The sequence below is a fragment of the Streptomyces sp. Z423-1 genome, from assembly GCF_013009255.1.
Classification (GTDB): domain Bacteria; phylum Actinomycetota; class Actinomycetes; order Streptomycetales; family Streptomycetaceae; genus Streptomyces; species Streptomyces gossypiisoli.
Genome location: NZ_CP053109.1, coordinates 4,464,435 through 4,479,899, shown reverse-complemented (window position 1 = coordinate 4,479,899; position 15,465 = coordinate 4,464,435). Strand labels below are relative to the sequence as shown.

The following is a 15,465-nucleotide window of genomic DNA, read 5'->3' as shown; positions in this document are numbered from 1 at the left end:
TCCAGGAGAAGGGAACGCCTCGCAGGCAGCCCCCCGGCGGCCTCTAGCGGTCGAAGTCCAGCTCCACCTTCTCCGTCACCGGATGCGACTGGCACGCCAGCACATACCCCGCCTCCGTCTCCTCCCGCTCCAGCGCGAAGTTGCGGTCCATGCGGACCTCCCCGGAGACCAGGAACGCCCGGCACGTGCCGCAGACTCCGCCCTTGCAGGCGTAGGGGGCGTCGGGACGGTTGCGCAGTACCGTCTCCAGCAGTGACTCACCGTCCTGGACCGGCCAGGTCCCCCCGCGGCCGTCGAGCCGCGCGGTCACCGTGCTGTGGGCGGGAGCCGTCGACGGGGCGGCGGGCGGAGCGGCGTCCACATGGAAGATCTCCTCGTGGATCCGGCCGCGCGGCACCTCAAGGCCGCGCAGCGCCCGCTCGGCCTCCTGCACCAGCCCGTACGGCCCGCACAGGTACCACCCCGCCACATCGGCCACCGGCAGCAGTGCCGGCAGCAGGCCCGTCAGCCGTTCGCGGTCCAGCCGCCCGGACGGCAGGCCCGCCTGCTGCTCCTCCCGGGAGAGCACCGTCACCAGCTGGAATCGCTCGGGGAAGCGGTCCTTCAGATCGGCGACCTCCTCCAGGAACATCGTCGAGGCGGTCGTACGGTCGCTGCGTATCAGGCAGAACCGGGCCCCGGGCTCGCGCGCCAGCAGCGTCGTCGCGATCGACAGCACCGGCGTGATCCCACTGCCGCCGACGATCGCGGCGTACAGCCCGGGCGCGGGGTCGAGGGTGAAGCGGCCGGCCGGGGTCATCACCTCCAGCTCGTCGCCGACGTTGATCTCCTTCAGCGCGTACGTCGAGAAGGCGCCACCCTCCACCAGCCGCACCCCCACCCGCAGGGCGCGCGGTCCCTCGTCGTCCTGTGCTGCCGGGGAGCAGATCGAGTACGTCCGCCGGATCTCGACGCCGTCGACGGTGCGCCGCAGGGCGATGTGCTGGCCGGGCGCGTACCGGTACTCCTCGCGCAGCTCCTCGGGGACCGCGAGCGTGACGGCGACGGAGTCGTCGGTGAGCCGGTCGACCGCGGTCACCGGGAGCGTGTGGAAGCGGGCCATCACAACTCCTTGAAGTGGTCGAACGGTTCACGGCACGCCAGGCAGCGGCGCAGCGCCTTGCACGCGGTGGAGGAGAAACGGCTCAGCAGTTCGGTGTCGGCGGAGCCGCAGTGCGGGCAGCGGACGGGGTCCTGTTCCTCGGTACGCGTGCGCGTCTCCTCGGTACGCGTGCGCGTCGGGCCCAGCTCCAGGGTCACCGGCCCGGACTGCGCGCGTGTGCGGGGTGGTGCGATGCCGAACTCCCGCAGTTTGCGGCGTCCTTCGGGTGTGATGTCGTCCGTGGACCAGGCCGGCGTGAGCACCGTGCGGACGGTGACCTCCCGTATGCCGTGCTCGTGCAGCGCCCGCTCTATGTCCAGGGACATGGCCTCTATGGCGGGGCAGCCGGTGTACGTCGGGGTCAGCTCGACGTCGACCGCGTCCTCGCCGCGCAGGTGCACCGCGCGCAGCACGCCCAGTTCCCGCAGGGTGAGGACCGGCAGCTCGGGGTCGGGCACCGAGCCGGCGATCGCGATGAGTTCCGCTTCCAGGGCGGTGGTGGTCACCATGACGCCCCCGGGTGGCTGCGGTGCAGATGCTGCATCTCGGCGAGCATCCGCCCGAACGGCTCGGTGTGCAGGCCCTGCCGGCCCGCGCCCGCGCTCCACGCCCCGGACTGCGGTCCCTCGGGGAGCGTGAGCGTGGCCCGGCGCAGGACCTCGCCGACCGACTCCAGCCAGGCCGGCCTCAGCTGCTCCCCGTCCACGTCCAGGCCCTGCACCGGCTGGAACATCTCGCCGGTGAACCGCCACAGCGCCTCGCACGCCCGCCGCATCCGCGCATGGCTCTCGTCCGTGCCGTCGCCGAGCCGCAGGGTCCACTGCTCGGCGTGGTCGCGGTGGTAGGCGACCTCCTTGACGGCCTTCGCGGCGAGCGGGGCGAAGGGGCCGTCGCCGGTGGCCAGGCGGTCGTAGAGGAGGTGCTGATAGGTGGAGAAGTACAGCTGGCGGGCGATGGTGTGGGCGAAGTCGCCGTTCGGCTGTTCCACCAGCTGGAGGTTGCGGAAGGCGCGCTCCTCGCGCAGATACGCCAGCTCGTCCTCGTCGCCGGCCAGCGACAGCAGCACCCGGGCCTGGCCGAGCAGGTCCAGCGCGATGTTGGCGAGGGCGACCTCCTCCTCCAGGACGGGGGCGTGGCCGGCCCACTCGCCCAGGCGGTGGGAGAGCACCAGGGCGTCGTCGCCGAGGGCGAGGGCGGCCGTCGTGGGAACCGTGGTCGTCACAGGTGCTTCACCCCCTCCGGGATCTCGTAGAACGTCGGGTGGCGGTAGGGCTTGTCCGCGGCCGGTTCGAAGAACGGGTCCTTCTCGTCGGGCGAGGACGCCGTGATGGCGGAGGACGGCACGACCCAGATGGAGACGCCCTCGCCGCGCCGGGTGTACAGATCGCGCGCGTTGCGCAGGGCGAGCTCCGCGTCCGGGGCGTGCAGGCTGCCGGCGTGGGTGTGGGACAGGCCCCGGCGGGAGCGCACGAAGACCTCCCACAGAGGCCAGTCGGTGTTCGTCATGCGCGCGTCGCTCCCGTCTCGCTGTGCTTGGCCGCGTACGCCGCGGCCGCCTCCCGTACCCAGGCGCCCTCTTCATGGGCCCGCCTGCGTTGTGTGATGCGCTGCTCGTTGCACGGGCCGTTGCCCTTGAGGACCTCCCAGAACTCCGTCCAGTCGATCGGCCCGAAGTCGTAGTGCCCCCGCTCCTCGTTCCACTTGAGATCCGGGTCGGGGAGGGTGAGGCCGAGGGACTCGGCCTGGGGGACGCAGATGTCGACGAAGCGCTGGCGCAGCTCGTCGTTGGAGTGCCGCTTGATCTTCCAGGCCATCGACTGCGCCGAGTGCTGCGACGCGTCGTCGGGCGGGCCGAACATCATCAGCGACGGCCACCACCAGCGGTCCACCGCGTCCTGCGCCATCGCGTGCTGCTCGGGGGTGCCGCGGCTGAGGGCCAGCAGCAGCTCGTACCCCTGGCGCTGGTGGAAGGACTCCTCCTTGCAGATGCGGACCATCGCGCGTGCGTACGGGCCGTAGGAGCAGCGGCACAGCGGCACCTGGTTGGTGATCGCGGCGCCGTCCACCAGCCAACCGATCGCGCCGACGTCGGCCCAGGTCAGCGTGGGGTAGTTGAAGATCGAGGAGTACTTCTGGCGGCCGCTGTGCAGCTTGTCGAGCAGCTCGTCGCGGCCGGTGCCGAGCGTTTCCGCCGCGCTGTACAGATACAGCCCGTGGCCGGCCTCGTCCTGGACCTTGGCCATCAGGATGGCCTTGCGGCGCAGCGAGGGCGCGCGGGTGATCCAGTTGGCCTCCGGCTGCATGCCGATGATCTCGGAGTGCGCGTGCTGGGCGATCTGCCGGACCAGCGTCGCCCGGTAGGCGTCGGGCATCCAGTCGCGGGGCTCGATGCGCTCGTCGGCGGCCACGGCGGCGTCGAAGGCGCGCTCGTACCCGGCGGTGGCGGCGGTGCCGTCCCCGTCGTACGGCGCTGTGTGGTCCGTCTTCTGCGCGGCTGCTGTCGCCATGAGGCCCCCTCGACCTTTGGGTCTGCCCGGAGCATGCTCCCGACCGATCGTTCGGTTCGTGCGATTCCATGGTCGGTCGGGCGCCGTAAGGTGTCAACCGCTGTGGATAACCCGTCGGCGCGGCTGTGGACGAGCTGATCGAAAGGGCTGTGCCCGGTGGGTCGGCCTGAGTACCGTTCGCCTGCGAGGGGGGCTGCCGGGCGGCACAGAAGGACCGGAACGGGATCGGGATCGGGGCGGAATGGACGCGCAGGGCGCGAACGACACGTACGACAGGGGTGCGAGCGCTCCGCACGCGCAGGACCAGCAGGGCGCACCTGACGGCGTGAACGAGCCCCCGACGGGCCCCCGCACCGGCGTCGCCGCCCTCTCCCCGCGCTACCAGGTCGGCGTCGCGCTGGCCCTCGCCGTCGTCGCCGTCGCCGTCTGTGTGCACATCGGGATGGTCTTTCTGCACGTCGCGCCGTCGAACACGGTCACCAAGCAGCACGGCAAGGCGATCGACGAATGGATCTACCCGGAGTTCGAACAGAACTGGAAGCTGTTCGCGCCGAACCCGCTGCAGCAGAACATCTCCGTTCAGGTCCGCGCCCAGATCCGAACGGGTGACGGCAGCAGCCGCACCACCGGCTGGTACGACCTGTCCGCGCAGGACGGCAGGGCCATCGACGGCAATCTGCTGCCGAGCCACACCCAGCAGAACGAGCTGCGCCGCGCCTGGGACTTCTTCACCGCCACGCACGACGGCAGCAACCGCCCCTCGGGCCTGCGCGGTGCGCTCAGCGAGACATATCTGCGCCGGATCGTCGTGATGCGCCTGGACCGCGCGGACGCGAGCGGGCCGGGCGGTGTCGTCGAGCGGGTCCAGGTCCGCTCGCGGACCACCAACGTCCGCCCGCCCGAGTGGAGCGAGGAGCGGATATCGCTCAAGCCGGTGTACCGGATGCTGCCCTGGTGGTCGGTGCCGGGCGACGAGGCCGAGGGAGGCGTCCGGTGAGCCGCTTCGCCCTGGCCGTCTCCCGTGGCATCGCCCGGGTCACCGAGTCCGCCCTGGGCCCCTACCAGACCGCCGTGATCCGCATCGGTTTCGCCGCGACCTGGCTGCTGTTCCTGCTGCGCGAGATCCCGCACCGCCAGGAGCTGTACGGCCCCGACGGCCCGTGGAGCTGGGACCTCGCCGAGCAGCTGATCGGCGCGAACGGCGCCTTCTCCGCCCTGATGTGGTCCGACGGGCAGCTCTGGTTCGAGACCGTCTACGCGCTCGGCGTGCTCACCAGCCTGCTGCTGATGCTGGGCTGGCGTACCCGCACCATGTCCGTGCTCTTCATGGTCGGCGTGCTCTCGCTGCAGAACCGCAGCGTCTTCATGGGCGACGGCGGCGACAACGTCCTGCACCTGATGTGCATCTACCTGGTCTTCACGCGGTGCGGCCAGGTGTGGTCCCTGGACGCGCGGCGCGCTCGGCGCGCACCCGGGGCACGCGCGCGTGGGGAGCGGGTCACCGACCGCACCGGCCCCGCGCTGTGGGGCGTGCTCGGGCTGGCGCTGCTCGCCGTGACCGCGATGGGCCGGCTGGACGGCGACTGGCCGGTCCCGGCGCTGCTGTGGGGCGTGTGGGTGGCGCAGGCCCTGTGGTGGCTCACCGGGCGCCTCACACGCACCGGCCAGCCGCGGATCCTGCTCGACCTGATCGCCAACATCCTGCACAACGGCGCCCTGCTCGTGATCATGGCCGAGGCCTGTCTGATCTACGCCACGGCCGGCTGGTACAAGATCCAGGGCTCCCGCTGGCAGGACGGCACCGCCGTCTACTACCCCCTGCATCTGGACTCCTTCTCGCCCTGGCCCGCCCTCGCCGACCTGCTCTCCGCCAGCGGCACCATGGTCATGCTCATCACCTACGGGACCGTGATCGTCCAGGTCGCCTTCCCGTTCACGCTGTTCCACCGGCGGGTCAAGAACGTCCTGCTGGCCGTCATGATCACCGAGCATGCCGTGATCGCCGTGGTGCTCGGTCTGCCCTTCTTCTCGCTGGCGATGATCGCGGCGGACGCGGTCTTCCTGCCGACGTCGTTCCTGCGCCGACTGGGCGACTGGGCGGCACGCGCGCGTGGGCGCCTGGTCCGGCGCGGCCGCCCCAAGGTCCCGGCGCAGCGGACGCCGGACGCCGCCGAGCGCACCGGGGACGCCGAGCAGACCCACGTAGGCTTCACGGCATGAACGACCCCGCGGACAGGGACACCGGCGGCTCCGCGCAGCAACAGGTGAGCGCCTGGCGCCGCCTCGCCGGCACCTCCGTGCTGCTCGACGGCTTCCACGCCCTCAAGCACGCCCTGCGTTTCGGCGCGGAGGTGCCCCTCGCGGTCACCGCCGACCGCGAGGCCGCGCTCGCCCTCGCCGACGAGCTCGCTCCGGACGTACGGCAGACGCTGGCCGCGCTGCTCACCGAGGTCCCGGAGTCGACGTACGCCTCCCTGGTGCCGCGTCCGCACCCCACCGCCGTGGCCGCCCTGGCGCTACGGCCGTCCCGTGCGGCCCATCTGCGGGCGCTGGCCCGCACGCCCCGCAGCGCGCCCGTCGTGGTCCTCGACCAGCCGCGCAACCTCGGCAACGCCGGGGCGGTGATCCGGCTGGCGGCCGGCTTCGGGGCGACCGGCGTGGTCACGACCGGCACGCTCGACCCCTGGCATCCCACCGTCGTACGCGGCGGTGCCGGGCTGCACTTCGCGACCGCCGTGGAGCGGCTGGACGTCGGCGAACTGCCGCCCGGGCCGCTGTTCGCCCTCGACCCGGAGGGCGAGGACATCCGGGGCCTGAAGCTGCCGGACGACGCGCTGCTCGCGTTCGGCTCGGAACGCAGCGGCCTGTCCGCGGCCGTACGCGCGCGTGCCGACCATCTGGTCGCGTTGCCGATGCGCCCCCAGGTCTCCAGCTACAACCTCGCGACCAGCGTGGCCATGACGCTGTACCACTGGAGCGCCACCGGGGGCGCGGCGGACTGAACGGTGACCGGGCGCGGCGGTCCGAGGGGTCACGCCTCCCGGCGTACCTCCACCACCCGGAAGCGGTTCGCCACGAACGCCCCGTCGGTCAGCGCCGAGTTGGCCGCCGGGTTGCCGCCCGAGCCGTGGAAGTCGGAGAAGGCGGCGGTCTGGTTGACGTACACCCCACCGGTCAGGTTCAGCGACAGCTGGGCGGCCTCCTCCAGGCAGGCCTCCTCGATCGCCCGCTCGACCTCCTGGTCGGTCGTGTACGCGCCGACCGTCATCGCGCCCTTCTCCCGGACCGTCCGGCGCAGCAGCTCCACCGCGTCGGTGGCCGAGTCGACGGCGACCGCGAAGGAGACCGGGCCGAAGCACTCGCTCATGTAGGCGGCCTCGTCGTCCGGCTTGGCGCCGTCCAGCTTGACGATGACGGGCGTACGGACCACCGCGGCCGGGAAGTCGGGGTTGCTGATCTCGCGGGAGGCGAGGGCGACTTCGCCGAGCCCGGCCGCGGCCTCCAGGCGGGCCTTGACGTCCGGGTTGACGATGGCGCCGAGCAGCGCGTTCGCGCGCGCGTCGTCGCCGAGCAGTCCGTCGACCGCCTTGGCGAGGTCGGCGGTCACCTCGTCGAAGGACTTCGGGCCCTGGTCGGTGCGGATGCCGTCGCGGGGGACGAGCAGGTTCTGCGGGGTCGTGCACATCTGGCCGCTGTACAGCGACAGCGAGAAGGCCAGGTTGGACAGCATCCCCTTGTAGTCGTCGGTCGACTCCACGATCACCGTGTTGACGCCGGCCTTCTCCGTGTGGACCTGCGCCTGGCGGGCGTTGGCCTCCAGCCAGTCGCCGAACGCCGTCGAGCCGGTGTAGTCGATGATCCGGATCTCGGGGCGGACGGCGAGGGTCTTGGCGATGCCCTCACCGGGGCGCTCGGCGGCCAGCGCGACCAGGTTGGCGTCGAAGCCGGCCTCGGTGAGCACCTGGCGCGCGACCTGCACGGTGAGCGCGAGCGGCAGCACCGCGCGCGGGTGGGGCTTGACCAGGACCGCGTTGCCGGTGGCGAGGGAGGCGAACAGGCCCGGGTAGCCGTTCCACGTCGGGAAGGTGTTGCAGCCGATCACCAGACCGATCCCGCGCGGGACCGCGGTGAACCGCTTGGTCAGCGCGAGCGGGTCCCGCTTGCCCTGCGGCTTGGTCCACTCCGCGGTGTCGGGGGTGCGGACCTGCTCCACGTACGCGTACGCCACCGCTTCCAGGCCGCGGTCCTGCGCGTGCGGGCCGCCCGCCTGGAACGCCATCATGAAGGCCTGGCCGGAAGTGTGCATGACCGCGTGCGCGAACTCGTGCGTCCGGTCGCTGATCCGCTTGAGGATCTCCAGGCAGACCATGGCCCGGGCCTCCGGACCCGCGTCGCGCCAGGCGCGCTGGCCGGCCCGCATGGCGGGCAGCAGCACGTCGATGTCCGCGTGCGGGTAGCTGACGCCCAACTCGATGCCGTACGGCGAGACTTCATAGTCCACCCAGCCGTCCGTGCCGGGCTGGCCGAGGTCGAGGCGGGTGCCGAGCAGGGCGTCGAAGGCGGCCTTGCCCGCGGCCGCGTCCAGGCTGCCGTTCTCCCCGTAGGCCTTCGGGTGCTCGGGGTGCGGGGACCAGTACGCGCGCGTGCGGATCGTTTCCAGCGCCTGGTCGAGGGTCGGCCGGTGCTGGGTGATCAGCTCGTGGGCGGTGAGTTCGGCGGCCATGCGGGACCAACTCCTCGTCTTGTGAGCTCTTCGTCGAGCTCATGACCTGGTGAGAAACATGGGCAGGAACACGCAGTCAGAGTTAGAGTAACCGAACGATCGGTCGGTTCAAGGGGGTCCGCCGCATCTGTGGAAAACCCCGTGCGGGAGGATCGCGTCCATGACAGCACTCGACCTCAGCAGCCCCGTGGCCGTCGTCGGCACCGGCACCATGGGGCAGGGCATCGCCCAGGTGGCGCTGGTCGCGGGCCACGTCGTACGGCTGTACGACGCCGTCCCCGGGCGCGCCCGCGAAGCCGCCGCCGCGATCGGTGCCCGGCTCGACAGGCTCGTCGAGAAGGAGCGGCTCACCGGCGCCGACCGGGACGCCGCGCGCGCCCGCCTGCTGCCCGCCGAGAGCCTCGCCGAGCTCGCCGACTCCGCCCTTGTCGTCGAGGCCGTCCTGGAGCGGCTGGACGTCAAACAGGACCTGCTGCGCGAGCTGGAGGACGTGGTCGCCGAGGACTGTCTGCTCGCCACCAACACGTCCTCCCTGTCGGTGACCGCCATCGGCGGCGCCCTGCGCGCCCCGGGCCGCTTCGTCGGCCTGCACTTCTTCAACCCCGCCCCGCTGCTGCCGCTGGTCGAGGTGGTCTCCGGGTTCGCCACCGATGTCACCTCGGCCACGCGCGCGTACGAGATGGCCCGTGCCTGGGGCAAGACGCCGGTCGCCTGCGCCGACACCCCCGGCTTCATCGTCAACCGCATCGCCCGGCCGTTCTACGCCGAGGCCTTCGCCGTCTACGAGGCGCACGGCGCCGACCCCGCCACCATCGACGCCGTGCTGCGCGAGTGCGGCGGCTTCCGGATGGGCGCCTTCGAGCTGACCGACCTGATCGGGCAGGACGTCAACGAGTCCGTGACGCGCTCCGTGTGGCAGTCCTTCTTCCAGGACGTGCGCTTCGCGCCGTCGCTCGCACAGCGCCGCCTGGTCGAGTCCGGCCGGCTCGGCCGCAAGTCCGGACAGGGCTGGTACGACTACCGGGACGGCGCCGAGCGCGCCGAGCCGCACACCGCGGAAGCCGGCCGGCCGCCCGCGTACGTCGTCGCCGAGGGCGACCTGGGCCCCGCGTCCGAGCTGCTCGCGCTGATCCGCGAGGCGGGCATCCAGGTCCGTGAGGAGGACGAGGACCACGGCACCCGGCTCGTGCTGCCCGGCGGCGGCCAGCTGGCGCTCGCCGACGGCCAGACCTCGGTCGAGTTCCGGGACGTCGTCTACTTCGACCTCGCCCTCGACTACCGCCGGGCCACCCGCATCGCCCTGTCCGCCTCCCAGGACACCTCGCCGGGGACCCTCAGCGAGGCCACCGGCCTGTTCCAGGCGCTCGGCAAGAAGGTCAGCGTCATCGGGGACGTCCCCGGGATGATCGTCGCCCGTACGGTCGCGCGGATCGTCGACCTCGCCCACGACGCCGTCGCCAAGGGCGTCGCCACCGAGGAGGACATCGACACCGCGATGCGGCTGGGCGTCAACTACCCGCTCGGCCCGTTCGAATGGAGCCGCCGCCTGGGCCGCAACTGGGCGTACGCCCTCCTCGACGACCTGCACCTGCGCGATCCCTCCGGGCGCTACGCGCCGTCCCTCGCGCTGTACCGCCACGCGTACGCCACCGACAAGCGGGAGGGCAGCACGTCATGACCACCGCCAAGCGCGACACGTACACCCCGGAGACGCTGCTGTCGGTCGCCGTCCAGGTCTTCAACGAGCGCGGTTACGACGGCACCTCCATGGAGCACCTCTCCAAGGCGGCCGGCATCTCCAAGTCCTCGATCTACCACCACGTCACCGGCAAGGAGGAACTGCTGCGCCGGGCCGTGAGCCGGGCGCTGGACGAACTCTTCGGGATCCTCGACGAGGAGCACGCGCGCGTGGGGCGCGCCGCCGGGCGGCTGGAGTACGTCGTGCGGCGCATGGTCGAGGTGCTCATAGCCGAACTGCCCTACGTGACGCTGCTGCTGCGGGTGCGCGGCAACACGGACACCGAGCGGTGGGCGCTGGAGCGGCGCCGCGACTTCGACCACCGGGTCGCCGAGCTGCTGAAGGCGGCCGCCGCGGACGGGGACGTGCGCGGCGACGTGGAGGTGCGGCTGGCCACCCGGCTGGTCTTCGGCATGATCAACTCGATCGCCGAGTGGTACCGGCCCGACGGGCGCGGCATGGGGGAGCGCGAAGTGGCCGACGCGGTGGTGTGCCTGGTCTTCGGCGGTCTGCGGCAGGCGGACTGAACGGGGAGCGGTGGCCTGGAGTACGCGCGCGTTGAAGGTGTTCCGCCACGAGGCTCTCCAGGGCCTGACCGCGGGGTCTGAGTACGCGCGCGTGGAGGGGATTGAGTACGCCTCCCCATGCCCCGGCCGCACGGCGGTGACGGGGTGGGCGCATGCCTCGGAACGACGTTCCGCCTCGCGCCGTCCACCGGACCACGCGCGTGGTGGCCGTCGGCGCCGGGCTGGGATACGCCCTTTCTTCCGGGGCTGTTCGCGCCGGCCCTGGGCGCAGCCCGGGCCACGGGATGACGGCCGGTCAGGTGCTCAGCCCTGCGGCTCCAGGTCCTCCTCCTCGAACACCAGCAACGTGCGCGTGCTGAGCACCTCCGGGATCGCCTGGAGCCGGGTGAGCACCAGCTCGCGCAGTGCCCGGTTGTCGGGGGTGTGCACCAGCAGCAGCACATCGAAATCGCCCCCGACGAGGGCGATGTGCGAGGCGCCGGGCAGCTGTCTGAGCTGCTCGCGCACGGTGCGCCAGGAGTTCTGGACGATCTTCAGGGTGATGTACGCCGACGTCCCGTGGCCCGCGCGTTCGTGGTCGACGCGGGCTCCGAAACCGCGGATGACACCGTCCTCGACGAGCCGGTTGATGCGCGCGTAGGCGTTGGCGCGCGAGACGTGGACCCGTTCGGCGACGGACCGTATCGACGCGCGGCCGTCGGCCTGGAGCATCCGCAGGATGTCCTGATCGATGGCGTCCAGGGGCCGCGGGGGCGGCAGGGTCGTCTCCCTGCTCGCGGGACTCGCGGGACTCGCGGAACTCGGGGAAGGTGCGCCGGCCTCCGGGCCCTCGGCCATTTGTTCAGATGCCACCCGCCCCCGCCTCCTTACCATGGACGTACTGCGTACATCTCAGGCTGTGGAGAACCGTTTGTCCACAGCCCGGGGCTGCCTGTAGCCAAAATGTGCCGTCGACCGAACAATCGGTAGGTGAGGCGCATCACAGATGCCGCGCCTCCCCGAAGCCGCTCCCACGAGGAGGTGCCGTCATGACGGTCATGGAGCAGCGTGGCGCGTATCGGCCGTCGCCGCCGCCCGCCTGGCAGCCCCGCACCGACCCCACACCGCTGCTGCCCGACGCGGCTCCGTACCGCGTGCTCGGCACCGAGGCGGCCGCCAAGGCCGACCCCGAGCTGCTGCGCCGGCTGTACGCCCAGCTGGTGCGCGGCCGCCGGTACAACGCGCAGGCCACCGCCCTCACCAAGCAGGGCCGCCTCGCCGTCTACCCGTCCAGCACCGGCCAGGAGGCCTGCGAGGTCGCCGCCGCGCTGGCCCTTGACGACCGCGACTGGCTCTTCCCCAGCTACCGCGACACCCTCGCCGCCGTCGTCCGCGGCGTGGACCCCGTCGAGGCCCTCACCCTGCTGCGCGGCGACTGGCACACCGGGTACGACCCGTACACCCACCGCGTCGCCCCCCTGTGCACCCCGCTCGCCACTCAGCTCCCGCATGCCGTCGGCCTCGCGCACGCCGCCCGCCTCAAGGGCGACGACGTGGTCGCGCTGGCGATCGTCGGTGACGGCGGCACCAGCGAGGGCGATTTCCACGAGGCGCTGAACTTCGCCGCCGTATGGCAGGCCCCGGTCGTTTTCCTGGTCCAGAACAACGGCTTCGCGATCTCCGTCCCGCTCGCCAAGCAGACCGCCGCACCGTCCCTGGCCCACAAGGCCGTCGGGTACGGCATGCCGGGCCGCCTGGTCGACGGCAACGACGCCGCCGCCGTGCACGAGGTCCTCACCGACGCCGTGCGGCACGCGCGCGTGGGGGGCGGTCCGACGCTCGTGGAGGCGGTGACCTACCGCGTGGAGGCGCACACCAACGCGGACGACGACAAACGCTACCGCGCGGACTCCGAGGTCGACGCCTGGCGGGACCACGACCCGATCGCGCTCCTGGAGCGGGAGTTGACCGAGCGCGGCTGGCTCGACGAGGCCGGCGTCCGGGCCGCACGCGAGGACGCCGAGACGCTCGCCGCCGACCTGCGCGCCCGCCTGAACCAGGACCCCGGGCTCGACCCCATGGACCTGTTCGCCCACGTCTACGCCGAGCCCACGCCGCAACTGCGCGAGCAGCAAGCCCAGTTGCGGGCCGAGCTGGAGGCCGGGCAGGAAGCCGGGCAGGAAGGGGAGCCGCGATGACGACCGTCGCCGTCAAGCCCGCCACCATGGCCCAGGCCCTCACCCGCGCGCTGCGCGACGCCATGGCCGCCGACCCGTCCGTGCACGTCATGGGCGAGGACGTCGGCACCCTCGGCGGTGTCTTCCGCGTCACCGACGGGCTCGCCAAGGAGTTCGGCGAGGACCGCTGCACGGACACCCCGCTCGCCGAGGCCGGCATCCTCGGCACGGCCGTCGGCATGGCGATGTACGGGCTCAGGCCGGTCGTCGAGATGCAGTTCGACGCGTTCGCCTACCCGTCGTTCGAGCAGCTCGTCAGCCATGTGGCGCGTATGCGCAACCGCACCCGCGGGAAGATGCCCCTGCCGATCACCATCCGTGTCCCCTACGGCGGCGGCATCGGCGGCGTCGAACACCACAGCGACTCCTCCGAGGCGTACTACATGGCGACTCCGGGGCTCCATGTCGTCACGCCCGCGACCGTCGCCGACGCCTACGGCCTGCTGCGCGCCGCCATCGCCTCCGACGACCCGGTCGTCTTCCTGGAGCCCAAGCGGCTGTACTGGTCGAAGGACGCCTGGAACCCGGACGACCCGCAGACCGTTGAACCCATTGGCCGCGCGGTGGTGCGGCGCTCCGGCCGGAGCGCCACGCTCATCACGTACGGGCCGTCGGTACCCGTCTGCCTCGAAGCCGCCGAGGCGGCCCGGGCCGAGGGGTGGGACCTCGAAGTCGTCGACCTGCGCTCCCTGGTGCCGTTCGACGACGAGACGGTCTGCGCCTCGGTACGACGGACCGGGCGAGCGGTCGTCGTCCATGAGTCGGGCGGGTTCGGCGGACCGGGCGGGGAGATCGCGGCCCGGGTCACGGAGCGCTGCTTCCACCACCTGGAGGCGCCGGTGCTGCGCGTGGCCGGGTTCGACATCCCCTACCCGCCGCCGATGCTGGAGAGGCACCATCTCCCTGGCGTCGACCGCATCCTGGACGCCGTGGCGCGTCTGCAATGGGAGGCCGAGAGCTGATGGCACAGGTGCTGGAGTTCAAGCTCCCCGACCTCGGAGAAGGGCTCACCGAGGCGGAGATCGTGCGCTGGCTGGTGCAGGTCGGCGACGTCGTCGCCGTCGACCAGCCGGTCGTCGAGGTAGAGACGGCCAAGGCGATGGTCGAGGTCCCCTGCCCCTACGGCGGCGTGGTCACGGCCCGCTTCGGCGAGGAGGGCACGGAACTCCCGGTGGGGGCACCACTGCTGACGGTGGCGGTGGGGGCGGTGGCCTCCGGTGCTGCCGGTGACGGGGCGGACGCGGGTTCGGCGTCGGGCGCCGGGGCGGCCCGGGGCGCGGGCTCCGGTCCGGGGTCGGGGCCGGGTGCTGGTGCCGGTTCGGGATCGGGTACGGCCGAGGGCTCCGGTGCCGCTTCGGCCAACGGCTCGGGTACTGCGCGGACCGGCGGCTCCGACACCGGGTCCGGCAACGTCCTCGTGGGCTACGGCACGGGTGCGCCTCCCGCGCGGCGTCGGCGAGTACGGCCCCAGGCCCCCATAGCTCCTACGCGGGCTTCGACCGCTGCGGGCGTTCAGACCGCTCCAGCCCCGGGATCCCCGACAGCCCACGCCAACGGCGACGCCTCCCGCGGCGAAGGACCCGTGCCGGTGATCTCGCCCCTCGTACGGAGGCTCGCCCGGGAGAACGGGCTGGATCTGCGGGAGCTGACGGGCTCCGGTCCCGACGGGCTGATTCTGCGCGCGGACGTGGAGTACGCGCTGCGGGCCGCCGCCGCGCAGGGCCGTTCCGCCCAGCCGCAGGCCGAGCCGCACGCGCGCGTGGCCGCCGCACCGGCGCACACCGAGCCGCACGCGCGCGTGGCTGCCACTCCAGCCGGTGTCCCCGCACCGACGGCCGTCCCGGTCACCTCCGCGGCCCACACGCCCGGCACCCGCGTCCCCCTCAAGGGCGTCCGAGGTGCCGTCGCCGACAAGCTCTCCCGCAGTCGGCGGGAGATCCCGGACGCGACCTGCTGGGTCGACGCCGACGCGACGGAGCTGATGCGGGCGCGCACCGCGATGAACGCGGCCGGTGGCCCCAAGATCTCCCTGCTCGCCCTGCTGGCCCGGATCTGCACCGCCGCGCTCGCCCGTTTCCCCGAGCTGAACTCCACCGTGGACATGGCGGCCAGGGAGGTCGTCCAGCTGGACCAGGTGCACCTGGGCTTCGCCGCGCAGACCGAGCGGGGACTGGTCGTGCCGGTCGTCCGCGACGCGCACGCCCGGGACGCCGAGGGCCTCACCGCGGAGTTCGCCCGGCTGACCGAGGCGGCCCGGACCGGGACGCTCACCCCCGCGGACCTGACCGGCGGCACCTTCACGCTGAACAACTACGGCGTGTTCGGCGTCGACGGCTCCACGCCGATCATCAACCACCCCGAGGCGGCCATGCTCGGCGTCGGCCGGATCGTACCCAAGCCCTGGGTGCACGAGGGCGAGCTGGCGGTGCGGCAGGTCGTGCAGCTCTCGCTCACCTTCGACCACCGGGTCTGCGACGGCGGCACGGCGGGCGGCTTCCTGCGCTACGTCGCGGACTGCGTGGAACAGCCGGCGGTGCTGATGCGCACCCTTTGACCGGGTGTCCCGCCCGCGTTCCGCTTGACCGGGTGTCCCGCCCGCGTTCCGCGACACGG

At 72.4% G+C, this 15,465-nt stretch carries 15 protein-coding genes; 8 read left to right on the top strand and 7 right to left on the bottom strand.

What is annotated here, in order from left to right; genetic code table 11:
- Nucleotides 1–43 precede the first annotated feature (43 nt).
- Genes HJD23_RS19945 through paaA form a run of 5 tightly spaced genes read right to left on the bottom strand, consistent with a single transcriptional unit; the run spans nucleotide 44 to nucleotide 3,648 of the window.
- The gene (locus HJD23_RS19945; protein ID WP_171113711.1) at nucleotides 44–1,102 is read right to left on the bottom strand and encodes a 2Fe-2S iron-sulfur cluster-binding protein; all 1,059 of its coding nucleotides are present in this window, start codon (nucleotides 1,100–1,102) and stop codon (nucleotides 44–46) included.
- A complete protein-coding gene (paaD, locus tag HJD23_RS19940) occupies nucleotides 1,102–1,650 on the bottom strand; it encodes a 1,2-phenylacetyl-CoA epoxidase subunit PaaD (protein WP_171113710.1) in 549 nt (182 codons plus the stop codon). Before paaD ends, HJD23_RS19945 begins: the two co-directional genes overlap by 1 nt.
- The gene (gene paaC, locus HJD23_RS19935) at nucleotides 1,644–2,363 is read right to left on the bottom strand and encodes a 1,2-phenylacetyl-CoA epoxidase subunit PaaC (RefSeq protein WP_171113709.1); all 720 of its coding nucleotides are present in this window, start codon (nucleotides 2,361–2,363) and stop codon (nucleotides 1,644–1,646) included. The genes paaD and paaC overlap by 7 nt, the downstream gene beginning before the upstream one ends.
- Nucleotides 2,360–2,647 (bottom strand): 1,2-phenylacetyl-CoA epoxidase subunit PaaB, encoded by a 288-nt coding sequence (paaB, locus tag HJD23_RS19930; RefSeq protein WP_073944895.1) that lies wholly within the window; start codon nucleotides 2,645–2,647, stop codon nucleotides 2,360–2,362. The genes paaC and paaB overlap by 4 nt, the downstream gene beginning before the upstream one ends.
- Nucleotides 2,644–3,648, bottom strand: coding sequence for a 1,2-phenylacetyl-CoA epoxidase subunit PaaA (gene paaA, locus HJD23_RS19925; RefSeq protein ID WP_171113708.1), 1,005 nt, complete (start codon nucleotides 3,646–3,648; stop codon nucleotides 2,644–2,646). The genes paaB and paaA overlap by 4 nt, the downstream gene beginning before the upstream one ends.
- A gap of 241 nt (nucleotides 3,649–3,889) precedes the next feature.
- Between paaA and HJD23_RS19920 the strand changes: the two genes are divergently transcribed.
- The 3 genes from HJD23_RS19920 to HJD23_RS19910 are packed head-to-tail and all read left to right on the top strand — an operon-like array spanning nucleotide 3,890 to nucleotide 6,650.
- On the top strand, nucleotides 3,890–4,645 hold the full coding sequence (locus HJD23_RS19920; RefSeq protein WP_171113707.1) for a DUF5819 family protein: 756 nt from the start codon (nucleotides 3,890–3,892) through the stop codon (nucleotides 4,643–4,645).
- Nucleotides 4,642–5,868, top strand: a complete 1,227-nt coding sequence (locus HJD23_RS19915; protein WP_171113706.1) for an HTTM domain-containing protein — start codon at nucleotides 4,642–4,644, stop codon at nucleotides 5,866–5,868. Before HJD23_RS19920 ends, HJD23_RS19915 begins: the two co-directional genes overlap by 4 nt.
- Nucleotides 5,865–6,650, top strand: a complete 786-nt coding sequence (locus tag HJD23_RS19910; protein WP_171113705.1) for a TrmH family RNA methyltransferase — start codon at nucleotides 5,865–5,867, stop codon at nucleotides 6,648–6,650. Before HJD23_RS19915 ends, HJD23_RS19910 begins: the two co-directional genes overlap by 4 nt.
- Before the next feature lie 29 nt (nucleotides 6,651–6,679).
- Here the strand turns inward: HJD23_RS19910 and paaN are convergent, their stop codons facing one another.
- Nucleotides 6,680–8,371 carry a phenylacetic acid degradation protein PaaN gene (gene paaN / locus HJD23_RS19905; RefSeq protein WP_171113704.1) on the bottom strand — a complete coding sequence of 564 codons (1,692 nt, stop codon included), beginning with the start codon at nucleotides 8,369–8,371 and terminating at the stop codon, nucleotides 6,680–6,682.
- A 160-nt stretch (nucleotides 8,372–8,531) separates the two neighbouring features.
- On the opposite strand from paaN, the gene HJD23_RS19900 reads away from it, so the two are divergent.
- Both HJD23_RS19900 and HJD23_RS19895 read left to right on the top strand, forming a co-directional pair.
- A complete protein-coding gene (locus tag HJD23_RS19900; protein ID WP_171113703.1) occupies nucleotides 8,532–10,049 on the top strand; it encodes a 3-hydroxyacyl-CoA dehydrogenase in 1,518 nt (505 codons plus the stop codon).
- Nucleotides 10,046–10,636, top strand: a complete 591-nt coding sequence (locus HJD23_RS19895) for a TetR/AcrR family transcriptional regulator (RefSeq protein WP_171113702.1) — start codon at nucleotides 10,046–10,048, stop codon at nucleotides 10,634–10,636. Before HJD23_RS19900 ends, HJD23_RS19895 begins: the two co-directional genes overlap by 4 nt.
- Nucleotides 10,637–10,939: 303 nt before the next feature.
- Here HJD23_RS19895 and HJD23_RS19890 read toward each other — a convergent pair whose 3' ends face one another.
- A complete protein-coding gene (locus HJD23_RS19890) occupies nucleotides 10,940–11,509 on the bottom strand; it encodes an Lrp/AsnC family transcriptional regulator (protein WP_240980761.1) in 570 nt (189 codons plus the stop codon).
- A 155-nt stretch (nucleotides 11,510–11,664) separates the two neighbouring features.
- Between HJD23_RS19890 and pdhA the strand changes: the two genes are divergently transcribed.
- Genes pdhA through HJD23_RS19875 form a run of 3 tightly spaced genes read left to right on the top strand, consistent with a single transcriptional unit; the run spans nucleotide 11,665 to nucleotide 15,406 of the window.
- Entirely contained in the window at nucleotides 11,665–12,813 is a 1,149-nt protein-coding gene (pdhA, locus tag HJD23_RS19885; RefSeq protein ID WP_171113701.1) for a pyruvate dehydrogenase (acetyl-transferring) E1 component subunit alpha, read from the top strand.
- On the top strand, nucleotides 12,810–13,814 hold the full coding sequence (locus HJD23_RS19880; RefSeq protein WP_171113700.1) for an alpha-ketoacid dehydrogenase subunit beta: 1,005 nt from the start codon (nucleotides 12,810–12,812) through the stop codon (nucleotides 13,812–13,814). The genes pdhA and HJD23_RS19880 overlap by 4 nt, the downstream gene beginning before the upstream one ends.
- Nucleotides 13,814–15,406, top strand: coding sequence for a dihydrolipoamide acetyltransferase family protein (locus tag HJD23_RS19875; protein WP_171113699.1), 1,593 nt, complete (start codon nucleotides 13,814–13,816; stop codon nucleotides 15,404–15,406). Before HJD23_RS19880 ends, HJD23_RS19875 begins: the two co-directional genes overlap by 1 nt.
- Nucleotides 15,407–15,465 lie beyond the last annotated feature (59 nt).